This is a genomic window from Sediminibacter sp. Hel_I_10, assembly GCF_000688335.1.
Classification (GTDB): Bacteria; Bacteroidota; Bacteroidia; order Flavobacteriales; family Flavobacteriaceae; genus Psychroserpens.
The window spans coordinates 775,755-800,587 of the sequence record NZ_JHZX01000001.1 but is presented as its reverse complement, the minus strand read 5'-3'; the positions used below and the strand labels follow the sequence as shown (position 1 = coordinate 800,587).

The following is a 24,833-nucleotide window of genomic DNA, read 5'->3' as shown; positions in this document are numbered from 1 at the left end:
GGAGGGACTCGAGTTTATTATTTCATAGGAATAAAATTTACATTTTAGCCCTATATAATGCCATAAAGCGTAAAGTTTTGATATTTGATTCTTTTTCGCTTTAATTGCCTGATTATTAAATTAAATTAAATTAAATACAAATTATTATGAGATTAATTACATGCCTTGCAGCAATTTTATTGATTACCACAACTAGCAGTTTTGCCCAAGTGGGTATTAACACTGATGCTCCAGATCCATCAAGTGCTCTGGATATTAGCAGTACTACTGGAGGTTTGTTGCCACCTAGAATGACTGCAACAGAACGAGATGCTATAACAGATCCAGCTAATGGGTTAATTGTATTTAACACTGATGTCAATAGCTTAGAAATTAACACAGGAACAACAGCTGTCCCTGTTTGGAGTACCGTATCCATAAATATGCCTTTAAAATCTTTGACCATGTATAGAAATGGAGGAACTAGTTTAACAACAGCTCAGGATAATAACTATTATAATTTACCTTTGGGAATTGGTCAAATTGTACAGAATAATGCTGAAATTTTTAATGTAACGGGTAACGGTACAATAGAAATACTGCAAGAGGGAATTTACATTATCAATGGCAGTTTTTCTACTTCAGGTTTACAAAATGGAACAAGAAAATTTATTTTGGCACTTTGGGTTAACGATGAAGTAAGAGGTTATTTATCTAGAGGTTTTGTGTCTATCCCAGGAACTGGGACTGAGTATTGGGGAACCTCAGGAACCTATCAATATCAATTTCAAGCAGGTGATATAGTAGAAATTAAATATGTGTTGAATACGCCTCAAGGTTCGGTTAGTGCTGGTCCAGCTCATATCGGGATATTAAAATTATAATGTCAACGTTTCTTTAAGTTCTAGTGTTGAGATGATTTATTAAAATCTCATCCAGTATTACAGTAAAACGGCTCCATACTATTTAGATAGTACGGCGCCGTTTTTTATTGGTCATTTTTAAGCAATTTTCGTATCGATGATTGTAGATTTGAGTTCATTCAAATCAATAGGCTTCGTCAAATATGACACGATCTCTTTGTTCTCGATAGCTTTTTTTATATCTACATCATCAACGGAAGAAGAGACCATATAAATTTTCACTTGCTTAGCTAATCGAGATTTTAATTTTGAAAATTCTTCTAGAAATTCAAATCCATTCATAATAGGCATATTGATATCCAAATAGATAATATCTGGAAGATACTTTTTGTTTTCAGTTTGGGTCTTTAAAAAAGTAATGGCTTCTTCGCCATTTCGAAATTTTGTGACATGATTGCTAAGACCTAACATGCTTAGTAATTTCTTCATGGTGAATTGATGTATTTCATCATCATCAATTACATAAATATTACTTGTAAAGTTCATAAGATTTAAGTTAAAAAATTATACAAAATTCTGTTCCGATATTTACATTACTATTCACCGATATCTCTCCTCCCATAGCCTCTATCTGTGTTTTGGTCATAAACAATCCTACGCCTTTTGCATCTGAATGATCATGAAAGGTTTTGTTAAGCCCAAATATTTTTTCACTATGCCGTTCCATATTAATGCCCAACCCATTATCACGAATCTTAAGCAATATCTTATTTTCTTCATCTTTGTAAGTGCTAATATGTACCTCAGGAACTCTATCATTAGACCTATACTTAATGGCATTTTCAATTAAATTCAAAAAAATGCTTTCTAAATAAGCTTCATTGTAATTAACAATTTCAGCTTCATTAAAGTCATAATTTATGATTGCATTTGAAGCAATGATTTCTCCTGCTAAAATATCTTTTGTTTTTTCTAAGATGGATTTGAAGCTTAAATGTTTGGTATTGGTGGCGTGGTCGTTTTTAGTCTTAATAGCTTCTACTAGATTATTTAAGGTTGTAGTTAAGTGGCCAATAACCGACTCGAATTTTTCAAATAGAATCATTTTCTCATCATCTGTATCAGATAATTTATAAATGTAGAGCAGCGAATTGAGGTTACTCACTGGAGCTCTGAGATTGTGAGATGCTATTTGAGCAAAGTCGGCTAATTGTACATTTTGTTTGGTAAGTTTTGTAGCTATAACTTCTAAATTGTTCTTTGCCTGTATTATTTTTTCTTTTGCAGCATTTTGCTCTGTGATATCTTGTAGTGTGCCTATAATTTCTATTAATTCACCTTGATCATTTAGTATCATTTCGCCTAGCAGTAGCACCGTTTTAATTGTATTATTGGTTGATCTGATGCGATGGGTATTTGGTAAATACCTCCTTTGGTCTATCATTTGCTCGAGTAAATTAATTTGATCTTCTCTATCCTCTTCATGAACAAAGTCGAAGTAGGTGGCTTTGGTAACATCGAGTATATCCTTGTCATATCCAAGAATATCATGGAGGTTGTCTGACCATTTCACCTTATCATTTACAGCATCCCATTGCCAGTGTCCCATCTTTGTAATTTTCTCTGCACGCACCAGCAATTTGTTTTTATTGACCAATTCATTTTCAATATTTTTTAATTTAGAAATATCAACGGCCACGCTCAAAAAACCAACGGGCTTTCCATGTTCATTTTTTATGCTGGTAAGTGTAACATATACGGGGATTACTGTCCCGTCCTTTTTAACATAAGTCCATTCTCTTGAGTCAACATCATTTCTATTGGAGATTTCTGTTATTGGGTCGAAATCTAACGTACCTATATTGTATTTTTTAGCAAGATTTTTTTTAAAGTTGTCTAATTCATTTTCTAAAAGATAGATTTCAGGTTTCTCTAAGCCTACAACTTCGTTAGATGTATAACCTAGTAATAGCTGAGCTCCTTTGTTGAAGTGTTGGATAAAACCTTCATTATCTATTGATATAATGGCCATAGGACCAGCATCCAAAATGGTGTTCAATTCATTGTTTACTTTTGAAAGCTCGAAATTGAGCTCATAGAGTTTTCTTTCGTATAGTTTTTTAGGGGTAATATCTTGTAAAATACCAAAGACTTTTTTGCATCTTCCGTTAATAAATTCTGCCTGCGCAATTTCTCTAACCCAAATATTTTTACCGTTGTTAGTTATAAGTTCTAATTCAAGATCAAAGGGAGTTCCGTTTTCAATGCAGGTTTTCATTGATTCTGTTATTTGCGTTCTGCTTTTTCCTTCTTTGTAGAGACTTTTGATTTTTTTACGATTCATTTTAGAATCTATTGGCACATTAAATAGCTCACTAGCGATGTCACTAAGCAAATATTCATCTTTCTCTATATCTAATTCCCAAGTCCCGATTCTAGCTACTTTATTGGTTTTTTCTAATATTTTCTCCGTTCTTAACGTTTCCTTTTCTCTTTGCTTTTGAGATGTGATATCTCCGGTATGCATCAACAGACCTCCAATTTTTCCTTCGGAAACGTACCATGGTCTAACGTCCCAATAAATCCATTGAACAGTGCCGTCACTTCTTTTAAACGGTGCTTCATCACATATATCTATGGCACCATTTAAACAATCCTGATGCTTTTTTTTCCAATCATGTCCAATTTCTGGAAAAACATCATAATGTGACCTACCAATAATTTGATGACCCTCCATTTTGTAGTCCTTTGTCCAACGTTGGGAAACTGCCAAATAACGCATGTTATTATCTAACATTGCTATTGCTGTAGGTGCTTGGTCTATAAATATTTTATTGAGCTTTTGCTGAGTTTCTAAATTTGTTTTCAATCGGTTTACCTCATCCATCTTTAACGAAATATCGGTTCTAGAGGCTAATAATTGGTTATTTATTCGGTACAACTCTCTGTTTTTTGCTAATGATTTTTTATAAATAGGCAACAACACAAATAAAAATTCTAGAATTAAAATTGACGTTGAAATAAGAAGGAGTATATAAAGTAGATATTGTAATTCATTTTGGTGATTTTTTGTAATGCTTTCATTTTGATTAAGAAATAGAGAGATGTCGTCGATATATTTGATCTCAAAATCATTTATAGCTTGCAAATGGTTTTCTGTCTTATTAGGATCCTCTATTATGAGATGTATTTTTTTTAATATGTTTTGAAATGTGTTATCTATAGAATTCAACAAGGCGTTTAAATTGGGATTCTCTTTTTTGGTTAGCGAATTTGTAAACAAAGCGGTGTGTGCTCTTTCCCATTCAAGACTCTGAGATCGTAAATCATCAACTGTAATAGTATCTAAACTATTTAGTGTTCTATTCATTTTTTGAAATGAAACCAATATTTCACCAGTCTTTTTAACGACTTCCACATTAGAATATTGATCATTTATGCCACGTTGTATGGCTACGGTAAAAAGTACAATTATGAAAAAGGCGGTAGTTATGAAAACTAAATATCGGGTCTTTATGGATTTTTGTAATTGTTTCATGATTTTAAATTGTAAGCTTTATCAGAAGATTTTTTGAGATTTTCTACGCTGGTTTTATAATGAAGGTCATTATATGAATGCTCAACAAAAAGGAGACTTTTAGCAACGTGTGAATGTGATAAATAGAAAATGTAGAGAATCGAATTGAACACATGATATTTTAATTTATATCACAAAGTTAAAATCAGATCGCAAAACGTTTTTTGAATATCGGTAGATGTAATATTACTGTAGTTGAATGGAAAATAGATTGAGTTGAAATGACTCTTTTCAATTTTTAAAAAATAAATTTAGGGTGGGAATTCCAAAAATAGCTGAAGACATTATTAAAGAAATTTCACAGCAGATAAGCTGTAATATAAAGCTTAGAAACATATTAAGATTTATAGATTCTAATCTATGATCAAGATTTCTTAATAAGACTACTTTTGAACTCAACAATCATAAGAAACGTGACTTGCAGAATCTATAATTACTGTAACTACAGATTCTCTAAATTTCCTTTTCTTTTTTTGCCTATTTTTTTATAAAAAGAAGGCGTATGTCCAGTGACTTTTTTAAATTGATTAGATAAATGGGCAACACTACTATAGTGCAGCATATACGATATTTGGGTAAGGTTGAGTTCATTATACAGAATTAGCTCTTTGGCGCGTTCTATTTTATGATTGATGATAAAATGCTGAATGGTGATGCCTTTTACTTCAGAGAAGAGATTGGACAAATAGGTGTAATCATAGCCTAGTTTGTCACTTATATAGTCCGAGTAGTTCACCTTTGGGATTTCATCAGAATAGTGGATGACCTCGATGATGACATTTTTTATTTTATCTACTAAAATACTTTTTTCGTCATCTAATAATTCTAATCCCGAGACTGCTAAATTGGCTTTTAGTGCAGCAACTTGTTTTGGGTTCAACGTTTCTTTGGTTTCTACCAGACCCAACTCAATATTAATATAATGAAGGCCTAATTTTTCCAATTCAGATTTTACCATGAGCTTACACCTTAGACTGACCATATACTTGATGTATAACTTCATATATGTTTTATTAATGAAGACGCTAAAATATTTAGGTTCATGATCTAATGTCTAATTGGTAATATGTTATGGGATTTGATTTTTTTCTTGACGCTTTAAATTGGGAATAGAGGATGCGACCTTAAAAAAAAAGGTCTTGATAATCTTTTGAAGTTACGCCATTAATTCAACAAAGCCCTTATGATGGTTTTTATAAGTCTGTTTTTTTGTAGAATTTGATTTGAACGTCATTCAAATAGAGACCTCTTCATAACCGCTTTTGATAACTGTTGAAATGATTTTGAATCTTGTAGTTGCTTTGATGATATTACTGGAATGTGCAGGAATAATTATTGCTGCTCCTGTATCTAATACGTTTGACCTACCATCAATAACAACCTCTGCTTTACCGTCAATTACCTGAATAAATGTATCAAAAGGTGAGGTCCTTTCTGCCAACGCTTCTCCAGAATCAAAAGAGGAAACAGTGACGTTGCCCGTGGTTTTTTTGATAATGGTTTTTATGACTACTGCATTAGGAATGTATTCAATGATTTCCAAAATGATAAAGGTTTTACTTTTTTCTTGTTCTAAATATTCCATCGGTTTAATTTTTGAAGCTAGTCTCGTTTTCATTGATATAAGGTCTTTTGTTCGATCGGCATATTTTTAATTTGATTGTTAACTATATCGATTGTGATCTAAAAGTTATAGATCCTTGTTGTATTACAAATTCTCATCAGGATGTCATAGTTTAAAAGAAAAGCAGACTTGTAAGTCTGCTTTTTTTTACCAAAAACAAAATGTGTCTGGATTTCTCCCAAGAATGAACTGACTAATAGCAAAAGCGAATCTCATGAAATTGTAATAGATAACGTTACATAAGTTCAGTTTGCATTTACATAAATCACAGATTTGAATGATATAGTTATGATCATATGATTAATTATTTCTATGGTTTATGAAAAAAATAAAAAGGACTGAGAGCGTGTTTAATTTTTAGTTTTAAATGAATGTCCCTTTTTGTTCTCTGAATTTTTATTGCTGAAGCCATCTTTCTTCTTGAGATCGTTCCCTCTAGATTCATGACTTTTTTTATGATTGTTTGTTTTTTTCTTCAGGTCCATCGCACATCTATTATTTGCTACTTAATGATAGCATCACAAAGTTGATTTTTATAATACCTATGACCTTACATAACTAGCATATATGTTTACACAACTTACAGATGGCTCATCTATTCTTCAATAGAGATGGTATGCGTTTTATGTTTTCTTCTTTAGAAACCTTAACTACGATTTGATCATCAACGCTCAAAAAAATGCGTCCTAGTTCAATGGGCAATTAGCAAAATCATTGCTGAGAATTTTGAATCTGTGATATATGTAAACCTGCTCCCTCAATGTGTAATGCTTTTACTGCATTACTAAGTCACCTTTACAATAGTAATATTCACAGTCTAAAATATCAAAACAGATGGCAACTACAACCACTCCTATTAAAAAAGAACAGTCAAACGGTATTTCTAAAAAGCATCAAAAAAGCATGAAAGGTCTTGTGTATGATGGTCCAGGTAAAATTGCCTTTAAGGAGGTGCCCATGCCTGAGATTAAAAAGTCAACCGATGCTTTGGTTAAAATAATCAAGACGACCATTTGTGGAACAGACTTAGGTATTCTACACGGCAAAACGCCTAGTGTAAAACCAGGAACTACTCTTGGTCATGAAGGTGTAGGGGTTGTAGAAGAAGTAGGTGAGGGCGTTCATAATTTTAAAAAAGGAGATCGTGTTATCATTTCTTGCATTACTGCTTGTGGCACTTGTGAGTATTGTAAAAAACAAATGTATGGCCATTGTAAAGATGGCGGTTGGATCCTTGGTAATCTTATAAATGGCACACAAGCAGAGTATGTATGTATTCCACATGCAGATAATAGCCTTTACGCTGCTCCAAAAGAAATGGATGATGAAGCTTTAGTAATGTTAAGCGATATTTTGCCAACAGGTCATGAAATCGGGGTTATCAATGGCTGCGTAAAACCAGGAGATACCATAGCAATTGTAGGAGCGGGTCCAATAGGGATGTCTGCTTTGCTAACAGCGCAGTTTTACTCTCCAGCCAAAATCTATATGATAGATCTGGATGAAAATCGGCTAAAATTGGCCAAAAAATGGGGAGCGACAGATACCATAAATTCAGGAACTGAAGATGCCATTCAAAAGATCCTTTCAGAATCGGCAGATGGTGTTGATGTCGCCATAGAAGCGGCAGGAGCCTCTGCTACTTTTGATATCTGTCAACAAATTGTACGCCCTGGAGGTCATGTGGCAAATATTGGTGTCCACGGAAAAAGTGTTGATTTGAAAATTCAGGATCTCTGGATTAAAAACATCACCATCACCATGGGTCTGGTGAATACCAACACCACCCCAATGCTCTTAAAAACGGTGACTTCAGGAAAAATCAATCCAGAAAAATTAATAACCCACCACTTTAAGTTAGATGAAATCATCAAAGCTTATGAAGTGTTTGGTAATGCGGCAAAAGAGAAAGCCTTGAAAATAATCCTTACTAATTAATACCAACACTAAAATTAAAAAATTTCAAAAATGAAAACAACAATCGCAGGTTTTTTGCTTATCAGCATGATTACATACAGCAATATCGGTAATGCACAGAGTTTATACAAAATTCAAAAGAATGAAACTATCGATATGAAACTCAATGGTACATCAACATTTCACGATTGGGAGATGGATGCTGTTACCGCTACAGGAGAGGCACAATTTACATTTAAGTCGGGAGATGAAAGTGAATTAGAGTCTTTGAAATCACTAACCTTCAATTTGATAGTTACAGATTTAAAAAGTGATAATAAGGGGCTTGACAAAAATGCGTACAAGGCCTTAAAAACAGATGAGTTTAAATCGATTCATTACGTAATGTCCAATTCTAACGTTTCTCCAGAAAGTGGAGGTTATCTTCTTGAAACAAATGGCTTGTTGACTGTAGCTGGCGTTACAAAAAACGTAGATATAGATATTCATCTCGTTGTTAATAATAATCATACGGTGACTTGCAAAGGCGCTTATGAATTAAAGATGACAGATTATAATGTGGAGCCACCGTCTTTTATGATGGGGCTTATGAAAACAGGAGACGCGACTACACTGAATTTTGCGGTAACCTACATCAACTAATAGTATAAAAATTTTATCCAAACCAATTAATAAATTCATCATGAAAAAAGTTCTGATTATTACAGTGTGTCTGTTTACTTTAGGGATAACGGCACAACAACAAAAGCTACAGTATTTTAGACCTAATGACCAAAACGGTTTAAATGTATTCGAAACGTCCAAAAACGACACGATTCCATTTGAAGGTGTTAAAGTTAGAGTGGGGGGGATTTTGCCATGCAGTTTCAAGGTATTAATCAAAGTAATGACGCTAAAAACCTTGTGGACTTAGGTTCAGATTTTAACCTTCCGTCGGCTAACCTAAATCTTGATGTACAGCTTATAGATGGTGTGAGAATGCACTTAAGAGCCTATCTCTCATCACAACACCACGAAGAGACTTGGGTAAAAGGAGGTCATATCCAAATGGATAAACTCGATTTTATAAAACCAGGGTTTTTAGAAGGGATCATGCAATACACTACAATTACTATTGGTCTAGACGAATTTAATTATGGGGATTCACATTTCCGAAGAACCGATAATGCTAGAGCTATTTTTAATCCGTTTGTAGGAAACTATATTATGGACGCCTTTTCTACAGAAGCATTTGGTGAAGTCACGCTTCAAAACAATGGATGGTTAGCCGTTGTAGGGCTTACTAATGGTAAACTCAATCAAAAAGTCGTGGTTACCGATCAAACCGATAATAAGCCTTCTTTCTACGGAAAATTGGGGTTTGATAAACAATTAAAAGAAGATCTAAGGGTAAGATTAACAGGATCGGTATACACCAATCAAGGTACAACCTCAGGAACTTGGCTTTATGGAGGTGATCGTGCAGGCTCAAGATACTATAATGTGATGCACACACAACCTGACGTTGATGGAAACACACAAGGCGGGGAGTTTGAGGGCAGATACAACCCTCGTTTCAAAAAATTGACCGCTATCCAAATCAATCCTTTTGTAAAGTTTAAAGGGCTAGAGTTCTTCGGGATTTATGAATTGGCTTCAGGAAATAATGAAACCCAAGCTCCTACAGCAGATACAGAAGGTTCTTTTACGCAATTAGCAGCAGAACTGGTTTATCGTTTTGGCGAAAGTGAACGTTTTTATGTCGTAGGAAGATATAATACAGTCACAGGAAAAACGGTTGAAAGTGCTAGTGATGATCTAGAAATCAATCGATTTAATATTGGAGGAGGCTGGTTCCTCTCTAAAAATATTGTGATGAAGTTAGAATACGTCAATCAAGAATATACAGGAAATGCTTGGGGAGGACGATTTGCAGGAGCACAGTTTGATGGCTTTAATGTAGAAGCAGCAATTAGCTTTTAAATTATAAAATCAGAAAGAGCAATAGGTAAGATGGTATTTCAATTACTAGTTGTTCTTTCTGTTTTAATAGAGTCGGTGGAGAGTAAGCTAAAATTCCTTTAAGAATAAAATCACAAGCACATGAAAAAAAATATGGGATTACCAGACCGAATTATTAGAGTGGTGATAGCCACAATCGCTCCGGTTTTATACGTCACAAATGTAATTACGGGTGTTTTTGCTATCCTATTATTAGCAATTTCGGGAGTACTTCTTTTAACCAGTCTCGTTCGTATTTGCCCACTTTACCTCCCTTTTGGAATCAATACAGACAAAACAAATGAACACTAAAGCTATGGAATCACACAAGTATAATGTAGACATTAATTGGGAAAGCAAGCGTAAAGGCATTTTGTGCTCTCCAGAACTAAATAAAAAGAACGGCATCTGTATTGAAGTGGCCACACCACCAGAATTTCCTCAGGGAATGGAAGGTATTTGGTCTCCAGAGCATTTGTTTGTGGCAGCCGTTAGTGGTTGTTTAATGACGACATTTTTGGCCATTGCAGAAAACTCCAGCCTAGAATTCTCGAGTTTTAGCTGTAAAGCCGTAGGAGTTTTGGAGAAGGTTGACGGTAGATTTATGATGAGTGAGGTGCTTCTCAAACCTACTGTTGTTATCTCTAATATGACTTATACAGATAAGGCCATGCGCATTTTGAAAAAAGCAGAGCATGCCTGTTTAATTACCAATTCAATTAAGGCGAAAATTACGATGGAAATCACAATAGAGGTCGCACCTCTTTTAATTGAAAACAAATCTACTTAATGCTTGGAGTCAAAATTCCACATTAGGATATGGCAGTAAGTGAGGTGGTGGGAGATCATACAGTAATATAATTCTAAAAAAATACGCTTACATAAAAACTAAAAATACAATGGAAACACAAAAACAATTAGGCATTTGGATGGATCATTCTTCAGCCAATTTAATTGACTTGAACTCTAAAAAAAAGAGTCATTCTATAACTTCAAAATTTACGTTTGATACCAAAGAAGAAGCGCTCAATAGAAGTGAAAAAGGCATGCACAATAAAAGACAGCAGCTGCAGGAAGCTTATTATAAAGACATAGCAGACCAAATTTTAAATTATAATCAAGTGCTGTTATTCGGTCCAACAAATGCCAATGTAGAGCTAAACAACTATTTAAATAAAGATTCACATTTTAAGGATATCAATGTTGTTGTTCAATCTGCTGATAAGATGACGGACAACCAGCAGGTTGCCTTTGTAAAAAATCATTTCGGGCAATCATAGGTCACGTAATGCTCTATAATAATATCCATAAAACCATATCATTATGATCACAGCACCACACCTTCATGCCATGCTTATTCACTTTCCGATAGCTTTATTGTTTGTGGGGTTTCTATCAGAACTTATGGCGCTACTCACTAAAAAATCATTTTTCAAGAACGTTGCATTATATCTGCTACTTATTGGTGCGGTTGGTGCTATAGCGGCGTTTATAAGTGGTAGCTATGCTGGTGACGGAATGACCGATGGTATGCTGCAAGCTCCTCTAGAAACACATGAAGAAGCTGCTCTTATAACACTATGGCTTGCAATACTAACAGCGATTTTAAGAGTTGCAATGTATTATTTTAATTATCAAAAAAAATGGCTGCAATGGGCAAGTTTTTTATTGTTTGCAGGCTTGGTCATCTCTGTAGCTAGAACAGGCTACTTGGGAGGAGAATTAGTTTTTAAACATGGTGCTGGGATAGAATTGACTCTGCCAGATTTTGAAGAATAACTTTAGAATGAGATCAATAAAATAATAAGAGAAATCGGGAATCTTAAACATGAATTCCTAAATAATTTTAAAATACATAAAATGAAAAAATCACTATTAGCATTTGTTTTAGGCGTAGCCTCATTGGGGACGCTATTTCAATCCTGTAATGAGAATTCAGAAAAGAAAACTGACATTAATGCATCAAGTCAAACGGAAATGGAGGGGGCAACTTCGGAAACTTCCGAAAATCAAGATCCGCAAAAGTTGACCATTAAAAACATGCATGATGCTTACAAAGGAGAGACCACTGCACATTTTAAATATGCTGCTTACAGTAAAAAAGCGGATGAAGAAGGACACCCAGAAATAGCATTACTATTTAAAGCAGCGTCTGGAGCTGAGCTGATTCATGCTAATAACCACAAAGTCGTCTTGCTTAGGATGGGAGAAGCTATACCTGAAATTGCACCTGAGTTTACTGTCAATTCCACCCTAGAAAACTTAAAGGAAAGTATTAAAGGAGAGAGTTATGAGTTCAATACCATGTATCCCAACTTTATAAAAGATGCTAACGCCGCAGGAAATTACATGGCTCAAATTAGTTTAACCTATGCCTATAAGGTAGAACAAAAACATCGTGATTTTTATATCGAAGCTTTAGCAGAATTAGAAGCAGGAACAGATAATACGCTAGCAAAAATTTATTATCTGTGTCCTACTTGTGGCAATACCTATGCAACTACTGCGCCAGCACGTTGCGAAATTTCTATGACAGACTCTAAACTCTTTATTAAAGTAACGGGTTTGTAATTTGAATATTAATAAAGTTCATGGAAGTGTGATTCAAAATACAATCTCTTTATGATAAGAACAGAGAAACAAGGGTTCAGGGAGCTTCTCATAATCGTATTACCATACTTCGTTTTATGCGCTGCTTATGCAACTATGGTCGTATTTTTAGAGGAGTACTTCGGGGATCATATTTTAAAACTTTCCGCACAAATTGGTTCCGTATTTGGATTGGCCGTAGCGTTCTTTTTAGGATTTAGAATGAATTCGGCCTATGATAGGTGGTGGGAAGCACGAAAAATTTTTGGTGAATTGACCAATACGACCAGGAGCTTCAGTGCAAAAATATACACGTATATTCAAACACCTTCTAATCTAGTTGCAGATGCAGATAACTCTAAATCGGTTGTTGCTTCTGAACTAATGGATTTAACCTGTTGTTTTATTAACCAATTGAAGAATGAGATTCACGAAAAACCACATCCTAGTTATACTGAAGAGGCAAAATTGCTTTTCGAGATCTATAATATAGACCTAAACAATAAGGTTAGCAATGAGATTTTGATGGCCTTATCTTTAAAAATTGAACAGATTTTTAGTGATAAGGCCAATTTTGAAAAAAGTGATTTGATGCAGCACATTAATCAATTTTATAATATTCAAGGTAAAGCAGAACGCATTAATAATACGCCTTTTTTGAAAATCTATAGCGCCTTTACTAGAGTTACCGTTACTATTTATGTTCTTATGATTCCTTTTATCATTGGCGATATTGATATTGGAGGAGAAGAAAGTTATTTAGAGTTATTGGCAATACCTCTTTTTGCAATTGTAAGTACACTTTTTTTGACGATTAATAAACTGGCAAACTTATATGGAGATCCTTTAGAGGAAAATAAGACTTCTGTGCCTATTGAAAAAATTTGTCAAAACATCATTGCAAATTGTCAAGAGGTCAAAAGAAAATGGTGAAGACACCCGCATAACAAAGTTGCTAAAATGTACAGCTTCGGAAACATTAAAAACAGACTAATCGAGATTTAATCAACTGGCTTTTGGTATGACAGAATTAGAACTAATTGTGGTATTCGCTTTGCTCTCTGGATCAACTGTCTTTTTTGGAGGATTGCTTTCGCATTATTTTGGATCACATGTGACATCAGGATTAATTAAAGCAGAGATCATCCATAGTTCAACGGCCTTTGGAGGAGGGATTTTAATGGCGGCAGTCGCTTTGGTCTTAATTCCTGAGGGAATGATCGCCTTGTCAATAGTGCCAATGGCCCTATTTTTTTTAATAGGTGCGATCACGTTCTTTTTTATAGATCGCTATATGCAACGAAAAGGTGGTGCCATGTCACAGTTATTAGGAATGCTCTCCGATTTCGTACCCGAGGCCATCGCCATGGGCGCTGTGTTTTCCCAAAATCCTCAGTTGGGCATGCTACTGGCAATAATAATCGCTATTCAAAATTTCCCTGAGGCGTTTAACGCCTATTTAGAATTGAGTGCACATTATTCGGCAAAAAAATGTTTGATAATTTTATTCGTTTTAAGCTTTTCCGGACTAGGATCGGCGCTTGCAGGATACTATTTTCTATCAGGGATGCCAAGAACGGTTGGGGCACTTATGCTTTTTTCCTCTGGAGGTATTATTTATTTGATTTTTCAGGACATCGCCCCGTTGTCAAAAATAAGTAAGAACTGGATTCCAGCACTTGGAGCTTGTATCGGTTTTTTGGTGGGAATGGTTGGTCTAGAGCTCTTAGGTTGATGGCTAAAATTTCAGCTTAAATAGTAAATTACCATACCTATAAATAAAGTAACTTCATATAACACCAAAACCTTTAAAAATGAACGACATTTCAAATGATTATTTAGACAATCATTACATCCATAAAAGTAATTGGTTAAGAGCAGCAGTACTGGGCGCCAATGATGGTATTTTATCAACTGCTAGTATTGCGATTGGAGTTTCTGCTGCACGTACATTAAGAGAGCCCGTAATCTTGGCTACCTTGGCAGGATTAGTAGCGGGTGCATTATCTATGGCTGCAGGAGAGTATGTGTCTGTGAGTTCACAAACCGATGTAGAAAAAGCAGATATTGAACGTGAGAAAATAGAACTAAAGGAAATGCCTGATATAGAATTGCAGCGTTTGGCAGAAATTTATGAGCAAAGAGGTTTAAAAAAAGAAACAGCCCTAATCGTGGCTCAAGAATTAACTGAACACGATGTTCTGGCGGCCCATGTGAGGGACGAATTGGGAATAAATGATATTAGTCAAGCAAAACCGATACAGGCGGCAGTTGCCTCTGGGGCTTCGTTTACCGTGGGTGGTTTGCTTCCTTTTTTGGTAACACTCTTTCTGCCTCTAAATGGTATGGAGTACGCTCTCTATGGTTTTGCCTTGTTTTTTCTTATTATTTTAGGAGCATTGGCGGCTAAAACAGGAGGTTCTAGTATTGGCAAAGCCGTATTGAGAATCACATTTTGGGGCACGGTAGCCATGGGATTAACTGCTTTAGTAGGTTATGTTTTTGGAGTTAATTTATAGTTGGAATAGAAAAAGGAGATCATTGTAAAAACCTGATCAAATAATTAACCGAACCCCTCCAAGATCTTCAATTTTATAAGGAAAATGGTCTCCAGGAGAACCAATAAACATAAAGTTGATTGGTATGCGCCATTCTTTAGAGAGCTTTGTGATAAGGTCTGGGCCAAAATTTTCATCGAGCTCTATAAATTCAATCTTTATAAGCGGGTATTCTCGATCTACCACATTGATGTCGTTTCTAAATTGATCGGTTATAGCCGTTCCGTTCTTGGTTGCGGTAACAATTTTTAATTTTTTGGTGTGTTCATTTTTTTGAATGTACAAGAGTACTTTATTGATGGTTTCTACGGTATCATTTTCAGTAAAATAGATAAACTCCTGAGAGTTAATATTATTGATTACAGATAATATTTTCTTGTCTGTTTTTAATACTAAACTTCTAAAAGGATCAAAAACAGAGTGTATCACTTTCAGCAGAACTTTTAATAATAACGTTCTGTTGAGCATGATTAATATAAAAATCAATGCAGAAATAAAGTACTCTAGGAAGACCGCTAAATTACTGGGCATGCCTTCTTTTGGTTCTATCATTATATTGCCCGCTAGAGCAATCAAAACAGCTAGAATTGCAAAAATGATTGCAAACCAACTCGCTTTTTCTGGTCTAGGCAATCGGTTTCGTTTCACTTTGAGCAGAATGTTGCCAATCCCGAAAAGAGCCATAACCGATAGAAAGGAGATGGTATAGACGCCTGCTAAAACTTGAACATCGCCTTTGGTGATAAGTAGAACAGATATGGTTAAGCATAAAAAAATAAGAATAATTCTATACGAACTTCCTTTACTGTTTTTCTTTAAAAAAAATTGGGGTAAAATACGGTCTAAAGCCATGCGCTCCAATAGTCCTGCAACACCCACAAAACTGGTGAGTACAGCACCGCTCAATACTAAAAACGCGTCAATACCAATTAAAATAGCTAGCCAATTACCTCCTACATAAGATGCCATTTCAATTAAAAGTGTATTTTGATAGGCATCGGTTTGTAATACTGGTAATGCAAATAATGCAAGTGCAAAAACAGCAGTTAGCGGGTTAATAATGCTCACTACAATCCACATATTTCTCAAGGTTTTTGGGAACACGCCTTTTTGCTGTTCTTCAACAAAGTTGGCAGAACTTTCAAACCCTGAGACGCCTAGCATGGATACAGCAAACCCCAAAAATATGGCTTTAATAACACTGCCGTCTTTTGTTGGGACGTGCCAATTCTCAACGAGTAAACCGATACCGTTATTGAATAGAAAATATAGAATAAAGCCACTGAGCACGACAAAAGAAGCCAAATGAAATATAAAAATGGCAATAGCTACTTTTGCTGATTCTGAAACACCTCCAATAGTCAGTGCGCTAAACAGAACGAGCAAAACAATCGTGGCAATGATAACAGGGAACACAGGAAGCAGATGGTGTAAATAATGAACAGCCTCATTTGCAGAAATAACAGCAGTGGCCATGTAGGATAATAACGTGAGGGTAGCCGCAAATGAGGCAACAGATTTACTTGTGGTGTTTAATAAACCATTATAGGCACCGCCATTAAGCGGTAAGGCCCCCACAACTTCACCGTATATTTTTCTAAAAAGAAAAAGGACTAGAGAGACAATGAGTAAGGTAATCCAAGCGTATTGTCCGGCAAATGCTATGGCCAAAGCCGATACATATAAAACGGAGGAGCTAATATCGTTTCCGCAAATGGCAGTTGAGGCTAAAACCGAAAGTTTTTTATGGTCCTTAATGACATGAGGAGCTTCTGTTGTTTCCAAATCTATTTTGAATATTAAATGGGGTTATAGCATTGATTTTTAAGGTTGAAACAATCTGCTTTTAAATAAAAAAGAGCAGCAACACGTTATTTTGTTTTGCTGCTCTTTAAGTAGTACTTTTCTCTATCTAAGGTACGCTTTTTTAGGGACTGGTTTAATTTTGAATACCTTTTTTTTTATCCCGAAACGCTTCTTTTCGATCTCACTTGAGGCAAAAAATTAGTTAGAGTTTCAAGAGATCTGTTTTTCTGTGAGTTGATTTTTATTCTTTTAAACGCCTATTTACAGTTGGAACCATTTGATCATCCGTTATCTTCATCTAGTTTACGGTTTTCATCACCTCCTAAGCTATAGTAATTGTTTTCTTCGTCTTCACTGCCTATGCGTTCTTGTTGATCATCTAATTCTGAACCAGGTACATCTAAGTCGCTCCCAGACACATCGTCCTCAAAACCTTTTTCATTTTTTGTTCCACTGGTCTCGTTAGGCGATTTTATTTTTGAAAGATCTTCGGGATCCATATCGGTCTCTTCCTTGTCTTGATTGTAAATGTCTTCACTTTCAGGGTATGTTGGATATCCTGGGAACTTAATTTTCAAGATGTCTTCTGTTTCTTTTTTGGAGTCTTGGGTGCTCATGTCTTTTTGTTTCATAGAATTTTGATGAGGTAGATTGGCGTCATGTACTTTGGCGTAGGTTTTTAATAGATCTTTTAAGGACTCTAGATAATCAACCAAACCTTTGTTGCTGATGTCTCCATTGGCTTGGAATAAGGCATGTTCAGGGATTTCATCTAAGTATTTAGTGAGTTCAGGATATTCTTCTTGAATTTTCAAGGTGGTTAAAAAGATGGTGTTGCTGATGTCTTTTTTTGATTTCATTTTAGTGCTTTTAAATGATTCTAGAGCAAACTAATCCTAGTTATTATGCTTTTTTAAATCGGCCTTTTGGGCTTTAATGGCAAGATTGAAATGGTTCTGAGCGGTAGTCGTACTTTTTGCAGCTTTTAGATGGTTTCCTGCTTCATAATGTTCTCTAGCTTCGAGATTGCTCTTTTCCGCAGCATATAAATGGATGACCGCTTTCTTTTTGCTCTTAAATCCCTTCAGATTTTTATAAACAGAACCACGACGTGTCTCTGTTTGATGAGATGTTTTTGAAGTGCGCATTATGGTAGTGTTGTTTCGTTTATATCATTCAACCAACTCGTAATAATAGTCTATGGTTAATTCGTTTTTTACGTGCCAAATGCCGTTTGTTTTCCAAGCAATACGTTCTGCTTCTTCTTTTTGATACCATGAATTCACCGTTCCAAAAAGGGTGATAGTGGTACCAGAAACTCTTACCTTAATATCAGAGTCTTCTAAGGCACTTCTTCTTAGGGCTTTTTCAACATCTTTTTGCTCAATGGCATCTTGCGATACAGATCGGATGCTAATATCGTTGGTCACACCCTTGACTCCCTCAAGAAAGTTAATAGCATACTCGGCATTTTCCCGTTGATAGTTCCAAGGCAGCTCTCCAGATAATGTAATCCAGCCATTTTCTACCTTAATCTTTAATTTATCTTTTGGTACAGAATAGCTTGCATCGAGGGCCTTTAAGACGTCATCCGTGATTTGTGTATCTGTTTTTTTCCATGAATTGGAAAACTTGACTTTGATTTTTTCAATCAAACCTTTAACGCCAATCACGCTTTTTGCTGCGTTTTCGGCTTCTATTTTTTTAGCATAACTATCTACTTCCCCGCTTAAGGAAACCACTCCATCTTTTGTTGTTACTCCTATTTCAGCAGCTTGCAATAACGGTTCCCATTTGATGGCGTTTTGCACGTCTGTCTGTAATTCTACATTAGTTTTCATTATATGTCTTTTTTCAATAGTAATTTCTATTGACATACAAAGGTGACACCTTATTTCTCTAATAAGTTATATAACTACAGATTAAGATTACATATGTTACAGTTATGCAGATAACAGCATATTTTTAGCGTGTTTATGTTATTATAGAAGATGTAAAGCGATGTATAACTGTAATTTAGAAAAACCCAAGCTTTAACGACTTAATGATATGGGGTAATTAATGAAAGCCTACTATTTTAAATTTTCTTCATAAAAACGACTAGTACCTACCGGTTTTAAATTATCTTTGTTTTATGGGAATCATTGTGCTTCAGGAAAAATCAAGTCAGCCAAAATACAAGCAAATTGTGGCTTCTATTGAAGCAGCTGTCACCAATGGAGAGTTGAAAAAAGGAGATAAACTACCGTCACTTAATAGTATCAAGATGCGGTATGCACTCTCTAGAGACACGGTGTTAATGGCTTACAATGAATTGAAAACTCGAGGTATCGTACAATCTGTTGTTGGAAAAGGCTATTACTTAGCCAGTGAAAGCATCACGATTAAACAAAGTGTGTTCTTGTTGTTTGATGAGTTCAATTCCTTTAAAGAAGATTTGTATAATTCCTTCATTGAGAATTTAGGAAATGATATTCAGGTGGATATTTTCTTTCATCATTTTGACGAAGCTATTTTTAGCAAGCTAATTTATGGAAGTATGGGGCGATACAGTCACTACGTTATCATGCCCGCAAATATTGAGAAGGCGCACCTTGTTATTGATAAATTACCTAAGGATAGCGTTTATGTCCTAGACCAAACCTATCCGGAGTTGAGTACATATGCTTCGATTTATCAAAATTTTGAGAGGGATATCGTAAAAGGGCTTTCAGAGCTTTTAAATTACATAAACGCTTACAAAAAGATGGTTTTGGTGTATTCCGAAGATGTTCAGCCAAAAGGTATTCTTTCGGGATTTAAGGCCTTTTGTAAAACTCATAATTTAAGTTATGAAGTCGTGAATTCCATAAAAGACAGAACACCGGTTGACGGTGAGGTTTATGTGCTTTTGGATGATCGTAGTTTGATTAGGATCATTAAGAAAATGAAAGAACAACACTTGGTTTTGGCCAAAAATATTGGGATTGTGTCTTATAACGAGACCATGCTTAAGGAAATCGTAGAAGGAGGGATCACAACCATTTCTACCAACTTTAATCATATGGGTGGTCGTTTGGCAGAAATGATCATCAATAAGGAATATCAACAAATTGAAAACCCAAGTAATGTGATTGTTAGAGCATCAATCTGACCATTTTAAAATTAATTATAATATCAAAAATGAATCAAGGTTTATTAGATAAAGTGAGTGAAAGCTTTACTGAGAAGTATCATACAGACCCGCTGTTGGTGTTTTCACCAGGAAGAATTAATCTCATTGGGGAGCATACCGACTATAATGAAGGGTTTGTGTTTCCTGCCGCCATTGATAAAGGAATTATGCTGGCAATTCAAAAGAGTGATGCCCACACCTGCCAAGTTTTGGCTTTAGATAAAAAGGAACACTATGCATTTGATACAACAGCGATTGTTCCCGTTGCCAACGGGGGGTGGAGAAATTATATATTAGGGGTTGTTGCTGAGATTCACAATTTAGGACTCAAAGTAAAACCTTTTAATAGTGTATTTGCTGGAGATATTCCGGCAGGTGCAGGATTGTCTTCTTCGGCTGCTTTAGAAAATAGCTTTGTTTTTGGTTTAAATATACTTTTTGGTTTAGGGTTGTCTAAAAGGCAGATGATCACCATTTCGCAAAAAGCAGAGCATCACTTTGCGGGCGTAAAATGCGGGATTATGGATCAATATGCCAGTATGTTTGGCGTTGAAGATAGTGCGCTATTATTAGACTGTCGCTCTATAGCATCTAAGACCTTTCAAATTGATTTTAAGGATTACGAATTGTTACTCGTTAACTCCAACGTCAAACATGACTTGGTTGAAAGTGCCTATAATGATAGGAGAGTGGTTTGTGAACAGGTGTCTGCTCAATTAAACGTTCCATTTTTAAGAGATGTTACTAAAACTGCGCTACGAGGTATACGTAAAGATCTTTCTACGGAAGATTATGATAAAGCCCTGTACATTGTAGAAGAAAATGAACGGGTCTTGGCATTTTCAAAAGCCATTTTAGATGAAGATTTACAGACCTTAGGAACGCTATTATATCAATCTCACGAGGGTATGCGCGACAAATTTAAAATCAGTTGTAAAGAGCTGGATTTTTTGGTAGATATTACCGTATCTAATCCTCATATTCTTGGCGCTCGCATGATGGGCGGTGGTTTTGGTGGTTGTACCATAAACTTGATTTTATCAACTGCAGTAGAAGACTTTAAAAAGCAAATATCTGAGCAATACGTACAGCAATTTGGCTGGGAATGTTCAATTTATAGTGTCAAACTTTCAAAAGGAACGCACTTAACAAAATAACATCACGAATTATGGATTCAAACTTACAGGATTATTCACACAAGCGACTTAATATTCTTACTGGAGAATGGGTATTGGTTTCACCACATAGAGCCAAAAGGCCATGGCAGGGGCAAAATGAAAAGGTCTCTAATGAAAATCGACCAACTCATGATCCTAATTGTTATTTATGTGCTGGAAATACTAGGATTAACGGAGAGAAGAATCCAGAGTATAAGGATGTGTTCGTGTTTACCAATGATTTCGCAGCACTACAATCTGATTCTCCAGAATTTTCGGTAGCTAAAGGATTGTTTAAGGCAGAAAGTGAACAAGGCATTTGTAAGGTGATCTGTTTTAGTCCAGACCATTCTAAAAGTTTGGCGGATATGGAGATAGCAGACATCGAAAAGGTTGTTGCCGTTTGGCAGAATGAGTACGTGTCTTTGAGCAAAGATAAGGTGATTAATTACGTTCAGATTTTTGAGAACAAGGGTGCTGTAATGGGCTGTAGCAATCCGCATCCACACGGTCAAATTTGGAGTCAATCTACCTTGCCCAATGAGGTCGAAAAAAAAGACCATCAACAAAAAGTGTACTTTGATAAGGCACACTCCAGTTTGTTAGGAGATTATTTGGCTCAAGAATTGGAAGCTAAAGAACGAGTGATTTATGAAAATGAATCTTTTGTGGTGCTCACCCCTTTTTGGGCAGTTTGGCCATTTGAGACCATGATTATACCAAAACAAAAACAACCCGATATTTCTAAGCTTACAAGTAAAGAACGTTTGTCTTTTGCCGATGCTATTTCAAAAATAACGAAGTCTTATGATTTGTTGTTTCAAACCTCATTTCCATATTCTAGTGGAATCCATCAAGCACCAACCAATACTGCTTTAAATGAACATTGGCATTGGCATATGAGTTTTTATCCGCCATTATTGCGAAGCGCAACCGTTAAAAAATTTATGGTCGGTTATGAAATGTTTGGTTCTCCACAAAGGGATATTACAGCAGAGCAAGCTGCAGAAAGACTTCGGGATTTGGTGGTTTTATAGCTTGTTGTTTTACACTGAAAAGAGACCACTCGTTATTCAGTTTGATTTAATGACTTTTTGTTCAAATTTAGCTTACCGCTTCTTTGTAGACTTTTAGGCAACGTTCACGAGCTTCTTTATGGTCGACCATTTTTTCGGGATATGCATCGGTTTCAAACTCGGGAACGTATGTTTTGATGAACTTTCGGTCTTTATCAAATTTGTCAATTTGGGTGGTAGGATTGAATATTCTAAAATATGGAGTTGCATCTACGCCAGAACCGGCTACCCATTGCCAATTGCCCACGTTGCTAGACATTTCGTAATCGTGTAACTTTTCAGCAAAATAAGCTTCGCCCCAACGCCAATCTATCAGTAAGTGTTTGCATAAGAAACTGCCAACTAGCATGCGTACACGATTGTGCATAAAACCAGTTTCGTTTAGCTGGCGCATCGCTGCGTCTACTAAAGGATAGCCCGTCTTGCCTTCGCACCAAAGTTTAAATTCGTCTTCGTTATTGCGCCATTCAATTCTATCATATTTGGCTTTAAAAGCATCTTTGGGCGTCTCTGGGAAATGCCAAAGAATTTGCATAAAAAATTCTCTCCAGATGAGTTCTTGCCAGAAAATTTCATTCTTCTCGGCAATGGCTTTTTTCATCATTTTACGAATGCTCACGGTACCAAATCTAAGATGAGGACCTAATTTTGACGTCGCATCTTTTGCGGGATAATTTCTTTTATCTTCATATTCCTGAATAAGTGTGGGCGTCACTTCATAATCTTCAACTTGCTGTTGTGATCTTTCAAAGCCAATATCAGATAAACTCAAATTGGGAAGTCTAGAGTTTTGAACTAGATTTTTTAAATAATCATTGGTATAATAAATGGTGAGGTCATAGTCTTTAAAGTGCTCTTTCCATATTTTCATGTATGGTGTATACACCAAATAGGGGTCACCATCTTTTTTGACCACCTCGTCTTTCTCAAAAATCACTTGATCTTTAAAGGTGTGAAACGCAATGTCATTTTCTTCTAAAAAATCACCTAAAGCTTGATCACGAGTTGTTGCATAAGGCTCATAATCGTGATTTGTATAGACCGAACTGACGTCGTAATCTTTAGTTAATTGTTTAAAAACGTCTAGGGGTTTACCATGATACATGGCTATGCTACTACCATAATCCTCTTGAAGTTGCTTTCTCATGTTCTGCAACGTATCATAAATAAAAGACAAACGTGCATCGGTTTTTGGCAGTTTATCTAATATTTCAGAATCGAAAATAAATATTGGTAATACGGGACGGTCAGCCTTTAAGGCATTGTAAAAGCCAACATTGTCGTCAAGTCTTAAATCGCGTCTAAACCAAAATATACTGAGTGGCTGTTTCATGAGGTAAAAGAAAATTTGAAATCAAAAAAAATTAACGCTGGTGAGCGTTTTCTATGTAATTGACTATAAAGTTACGATTTTGATTGTTTTTGAGTATAAACACCAAATAATTCTTCTAGTTTTTTGGTTCGGTAGGTAAAGATTTCTTCCAATTTTGGTTTGACCAGAAATGGGTGTACCAACTGGCCTAAAATTCCTAATGGTACTTTATAGTCGACGATATCTTCCATTTCGACACCACCTTCAATTTCTTTTATAAAATGTTTATGATGCCAAAGCGCATAAGGGCCAAAACGTTGTTCGTCGACAAAATAGTGGAGGTGTTTTGCATGTGTGATTTCTGTAACCCATTTGGTTTTAATACCGAGAATAGGCGTTACAATATATTGAATAAGTTGACCTTCATACATTGGCCGATCTGCTCCAGATAAAATTTCGAAACCCATATAATCTGGAGTAATGTTTTTTAAATTTTTGGGATCTGACAAAAAATCCCAAGCTGTTTCCATAGAAATGGGTAATTTCTGCGTTTTATGTAAGGTGTATATTTTCATAGGGTTTTATTGATAGAGGACGCTCTTAGTTGTAAATAAAGATATATAAGTTGAGGGATGTTGCTATACAAAGCCAAATAAGATAAGGCAGTATTAAGATGGATTTCATTTTGAGATCATTAAGATAAGTAACAAAGAGAGCCGCGACAATTAGGGTTAAAAGGCCAATGACGCCCAAACCTACATCAATGAGGTGTTGATTAAAAAAGACTAAATTCCAACAGATGTTTAGAATCCATTGAACAACAAAAAGCACCATAACTTTTTTGGTGCTTCGCTTTAAAATCAAAAAGCTCATGTAAACGGAAAAACAGCACATTATAAACGTCCAAGCTGCGCCAAATACCAATCCAGCTGGCGTCCAAGGTGCTTTTTGAAGATTTAAATACCATTCAGATAAAGCGCCATCTCCCATAAGCCAAACGCCAATGCCCAAGGCCCCGAAGTTTAACAGTAAAAATAAAATGAGCGCTTTTGCAAATTTCACGTGTTACTGTTTTTTTTGGATAGCGGCAATTCGATCTTGTAAAGCTTGTGCTTCGGCATATTTCTTATCGCTTTCTGAGCGATTGGTTTTTGACAAAGCGTGCCATTCTTTCATCAATTTTTCATATTGATCTTGAAGCTTTTCAACTTCTGATTTTTTCTTGAATAATCCGAACATAG

The 24,833-nt window shown here is 35.5% G+C and carries 28 protein-coding genes; 16 read left to right on the top strand and 12 right to left on the bottom strand.

Features of this window, described 5'->3' with window-relative positions; genetic code table 11:
* Positions 1 to 146: 146 nt before the first annotated feature.
* Positions 147 to 863, top strand: a complete 717-nt coding sequence (locus P176_RS19925) for a hypothetical protein (RefSeq protein WP_051605385.1) — start codon at positions 147 to 149, stop codon at positions 861 to 863.
* A gap of 117 nt (positions 864 to 980) precedes the next feature.
* Here P176_RS19925 and P176_RS0103600 read toward each other — a convergent pair whose 3' ends face one another.
* The 4 genes from P176_RS0103600 to P176_RS0103585 all read right to left on the bottom strand — a co-directional run bounded on the left by P176_RS0103600 (position 981) and on the right by P176_RS0103585 (position 6,037).
* Positions 981 to 1,388: a response regulator gene (locus P176_RS0103600; RefSeq protein WP_026753421.1), complete on the bottom strand. Its 408-nt coding sequence runs from the start codon at positions 1,386 to 1,388 to the stop codon at positions 981 to 983.
* A 10-nt stretch (positions 1,389 to 1,398) separates the two neighbouring features.
* A complete protein-coding gene (locus P176_RS0103595) occupies positions 1,399 to 4,380 on the bottom strand; it encodes a PAS domain-containing sensor histidine kinase (protein ID WP_026753420.1) in 2,982 nt (993 codons plus the stop codon).
* 481 nt (positions 4,381 to 4,861) lie between these two features.
* Complete coding sequence (locus tag P176_RS0103590) at positions 4,862 to 5,422, bottom strand: AraC family transcriptional regulator (protein WP_026753419.1); 561 nt, start codon at positions 5,420 to 5,422, stop codon at positions 4,862 to 4,864.
* A gap of 231 nt (positions 5,423 to 5,653) precedes the next feature.
* Positions 5,654 to 6,037, bottom strand: coding sequence for a cupin domain-containing protein (locus P176_RS0103585; protein ID WP_231481182.1), 384 nt, complete (start codon positions 6,035 to 6,037; stop codon positions 5,654 to 5,656).
* A gap of 840 nt (positions 6,038 to 6,877) precedes the next feature.
* Here P176_RS0103585 and P176_RS0103575 point away from each other — a divergent pair.
* The 12 genes from P176_RS0103575 to P176_RS0103525 all read left to right on the top strand — a co-directional run bounded on the left by P176_RS0103575 (position 6,878) and on the right by P176_RS0103525 (position 15,048).
* Positions 6,878 to 7,981, top strand: a complete 1,104-nt coding sequence (locus tag P176_RS0103575) for a zinc-dependent alcohol dehydrogenase family protein (RefSeq protein ID WP_231481181.1) — start codon at positions 6,878 to 6,880, stop codon at positions 7,979 to 7,981.
* 30 nt (positions 7,982 to 8,011) lie between these two features.
* Complete coding sequence (locus P176_RS0103570) at positions 8,012 to 8,602, top strand: YceI family protein (RefSeq protein WP_026753416.1); 591 nt, start codon at positions 8,012 to 8,014, stop codon at positions 8,600 to 8,602.
* A 40-nt stretch (positions 8,603 to 8,642) separates the two neighbouring features.
* On the top strand, positions 8,643 to 8,873 hold the full coding sequence (locus tag P176_RS20655) for a hypothetical protein (RefSeq protein ID WP_231481179.1): 231 nt from the start codon (positions 8,643 to 8,645) through the stop codon (positions 8,871 to 8,873).
* Positions 8,864 to 9,922 carry a hypothetical protein gene (locus P176_RS18910; RefSeq protein ID WP_231481177.1) on the top strand — a complete coding sequence of 353 codons (1,059 nt, stop codon included), beginning with the start codon at positions 8,864 to 8,866 and terminating at the stop codon, positions 9,920 to 9,922. The genes P176_RS20655 and P176_RS18910 overlap by 10 nt, the downstream gene beginning before the upstream one ends.
* Before the next feature lie 120 nt (positions 9,923 to 10,042).
* Positions 10,043 to 10,252, top strand: coding sequence for a DUF2892 domain-containing protein (locus tag P176_RS0103560; protein ID WP_026753415.1), 210 nt, complete (start codon positions 10,043 to 10,045; stop codon positions 10,250 to 10,252).
* On the top strand, positions 10,242 to 10,730 hold the full coding sequence (locus tag P176_RS0103555; protein ID WP_231481175.1) for an OsmC family protein: 489 nt from the start codon (positions 10,242 to 10,244) through the stop codon (positions 10,728 to 10,730). Before P176_RS0103560 ends, P176_RS0103555 begins: the two co-directional genes overlap by 11 nt.
* A gap of 109 nt (positions 10,731 to 10,839) precedes the next feature.
* Positions 10,840 to 11,220 carry a hypothetical protein gene (locus P176_RS0103550; RefSeq protein WP_026753413.1) on the top strand — a complete coding sequence of 127 codons (381 nt, stop codon included), beginning with the start codon at positions 10,840 to 10,842 and terminating at the stop codon, positions 11,218 to 11,220.
* Between the two features lie 43 nt (positions 11,221 to 11,263).
* Positions 11,264 to 11,719 carry a DUF2231 domain-containing protein gene (locus P176_RS19920; RefSeq protein ID WP_081820664.1) on the top strand — a complete coding sequence of 152 codons (456 nt, stop codon included), beginning with the start codon at positions 11,264 to 11,266 and terminating at the stop codon, positions 11,717 to 11,719.
* Between the two features lie 81 nt (positions 11,720 to 11,800).
* Positions 11,801 to 12,511 carry a rubrerythrin family protein gene (locus tag P176_RS0103540; protein ID WP_051605384.1) on the top strand — a complete coding sequence of 237 codons (711 nt, stop codon included), beginning with the start codon at positions 11,801 to 11,803 and terminating at the stop codon, positions 12,509 to 12,511.
* Positions 12,512 to 12,562: 51 nt separating this feature from the next.
* Complete coding sequence (locus P176_RS0103535; protein WP_026753410.1) at positions 12,563 to 13,462, top strand: bestrophin family ion channel; 900 nt, start codon at positions 12,563 to 12,565, stop codon at positions 13,460 to 13,462.
* Positions 13,463 to 13,550: 88 nt separating this feature from the next.
* Positions 13,551 to 14,264: a ZIP family metal transporter gene (locus tag P176_RS0103530; protein ID WP_026753409.1), complete on the top strand. Its 714-nt coding sequence runs from the start codon at positions 13,551 to 13,553 to the stop codon at positions 14,262 to 14,264.
* Positions 14,265 to 14,343: 79 nt separating this feature from the next.
* Positions 14,344 to 15,048 (top strand): VIT family protein, encoded by a 705-nt coding sequence (locus tag P176_RS0103525; protein ID WP_026753408.1) that lies wholly within the window; start codon positions 14,344 to 14,346, stop codon positions 15,046 to 15,048.
* A 36-nt stretch (positions 15,049 to 15,084) separates the two neighbouring features.
* Here P176_RS0103525 and P176_RS0103520 read toward each other — a convergent pair whose 3' ends face one another.
* The 4 genes from P176_RS0103520 to P176_RS0103505 form a co-directional block, all read right to left on the bottom strand.
* Entirely contained in the window at positions 15,085 to 16,872 is a 1,788-nt protein-coding gene (locus P176_RS0103520; RefSeq protein ID WP_231481173.1) for an APC family permease, read from the bottom strand.
* Positions 16,873 to 17,174: 302 nt separating this feature from the next.
* Complete coding sequence (locus P176_RS20650; RefSeq protein ID WP_231481171.1) at positions 17,175 to 17,753, bottom strand: hypothetical protein; 579 nt, start codon at positions 17,751 to 17,753, stop codon at positions 17,175 to 17,177.
* A gap of 36 nt (positions 17,754 to 17,789) precedes the next feature.
* Positions 17,790 to 18,041: a hypothetical protein gene (locus P176_RS0103510; protein ID WP_026753405.1), complete on the bottom strand. Its 252-nt coding sequence runs from the start codon at positions 18,039 to 18,041 to the stop codon at positions 17,790 to 17,792.
* 24 nt (positions 18,042 to 18,065) lie between these two features.
* The gene (locus tag P176_RS0103505) at positions 18,066 to 18,734 is read right to left on the bottom strand and encodes a BON domain-containing protein (RefSeq protein ID WP_026753404.1); all 669 of its coding nucleotides are present in this window, start codon (positions 18,732 to 18,734) and stop codon (positions 18,066 to 18,068) included.
* Positions 18,735 to 19,027: 293 nt separating this feature from the next.
* Here P176_RS0103505 and P176_RS0103500 point away from each other — a divergent pair, with 293 nt between their 5' ends.
* Genes P176_RS0103500 through P176_RS0103490 form a run of 3 tightly spaced genes read left to right on the top strand, consistent with a single transcriptional unit; the run spans position 19,028 to position 22,241 of the window.
* Positions 19,028 to 20,026, top strand: a complete 999-nt coding sequence (locus tag P176_RS0103500) for a GntR family transcriptional regulator (protein ID WP_026753403.1) — start codon at positions 19,028 to 19,030, stop codon at positions 20,024 to 20,026.
* A gap of 29 nt (positions 20,027 to 20,055) precedes the next feature.
* Positions 20,056 to 21,204: a galactokinase gene (gene galK / locus P176_RS0103495; RefSeq protein WP_026753402.1), complete on the top strand. Its 1,149-nt coding sequence runs from the start codon at positions 20,056 to 20,058 to the stop codon at positions 21,202 to 21,204.
* Positions 21,205 to 21,215: 11 nt separating this feature from the next.
* A complete protein-coding gene (locus tag P176_RS0103490) occupies positions 21,216 to 22,241 on the top strand; it encodes a UDP-glucose--hexose-1-phosphate uridylyltransferase (protein WP_026753401.1) in 1,026 nt (341 codons plus the stop codon).
* Positions 22,242 to 22,308: 67 nt separating this feature from the next.
* Here the strand turns inward: P176_RS0103490 and P176_RS0103485 are convergent, their stop codons facing one another.
* From P176_RS0103485 to P176_RS20335, 4 genes are all read right to left on the bottom strand, one after another.
* Positions 22,309 to 23,613 (bottom strand): deoxyribodipyrimidine photo-lyase, encoded by a 1,305-nt coding sequence (locus tag P176_RS0103485; protein ID WP_026753400.1) that lies wholly within the window; start codon positions 23,611 to 23,613, stop codon positions 22,309 to 22,311.
* 71 nt (positions 23,614 to 23,684) lie between these two features.
* Positions 23,685 to 24,167 carry an SRPBCC family protein gene (locus P176_RS0103480; protein WP_026753399.1) on the bottom strand — a complete coding sequence of 161 codons (483 nt, stop codon included), beginning with the start codon at positions 24,165 to 24,167 and terminating at the stop codon, positions 23,685 to 23,687.
* A gap of 25 nt (positions 24,168 to 24,192) precedes the next feature.
* Positions 24,193 to 24,654, bottom strand: a complete 462-nt coding sequence (locus P176_RS0103475) for a TspO/MBR family protein (protein ID WP_026753398.1) — start codon at positions 24,652 to 24,654, stop codon at positions 24,193 to 24,195.
* Positions 24,655 to 24,657: 3 nt separating this feature from the next.
* Positions 24,658 to 24,831: a Lacal_2735 family protein gene (locus tag P176_RS20335; protein WP_037348699.1), complete on the bottom strand. Its 174-nt coding sequence runs from the start codon at positions 24,829 to 24,831 to the stop codon at positions 24,658 to 24,660.
* Positions 24,832 to 24,833: the final 2 nt, after the last annotated feature.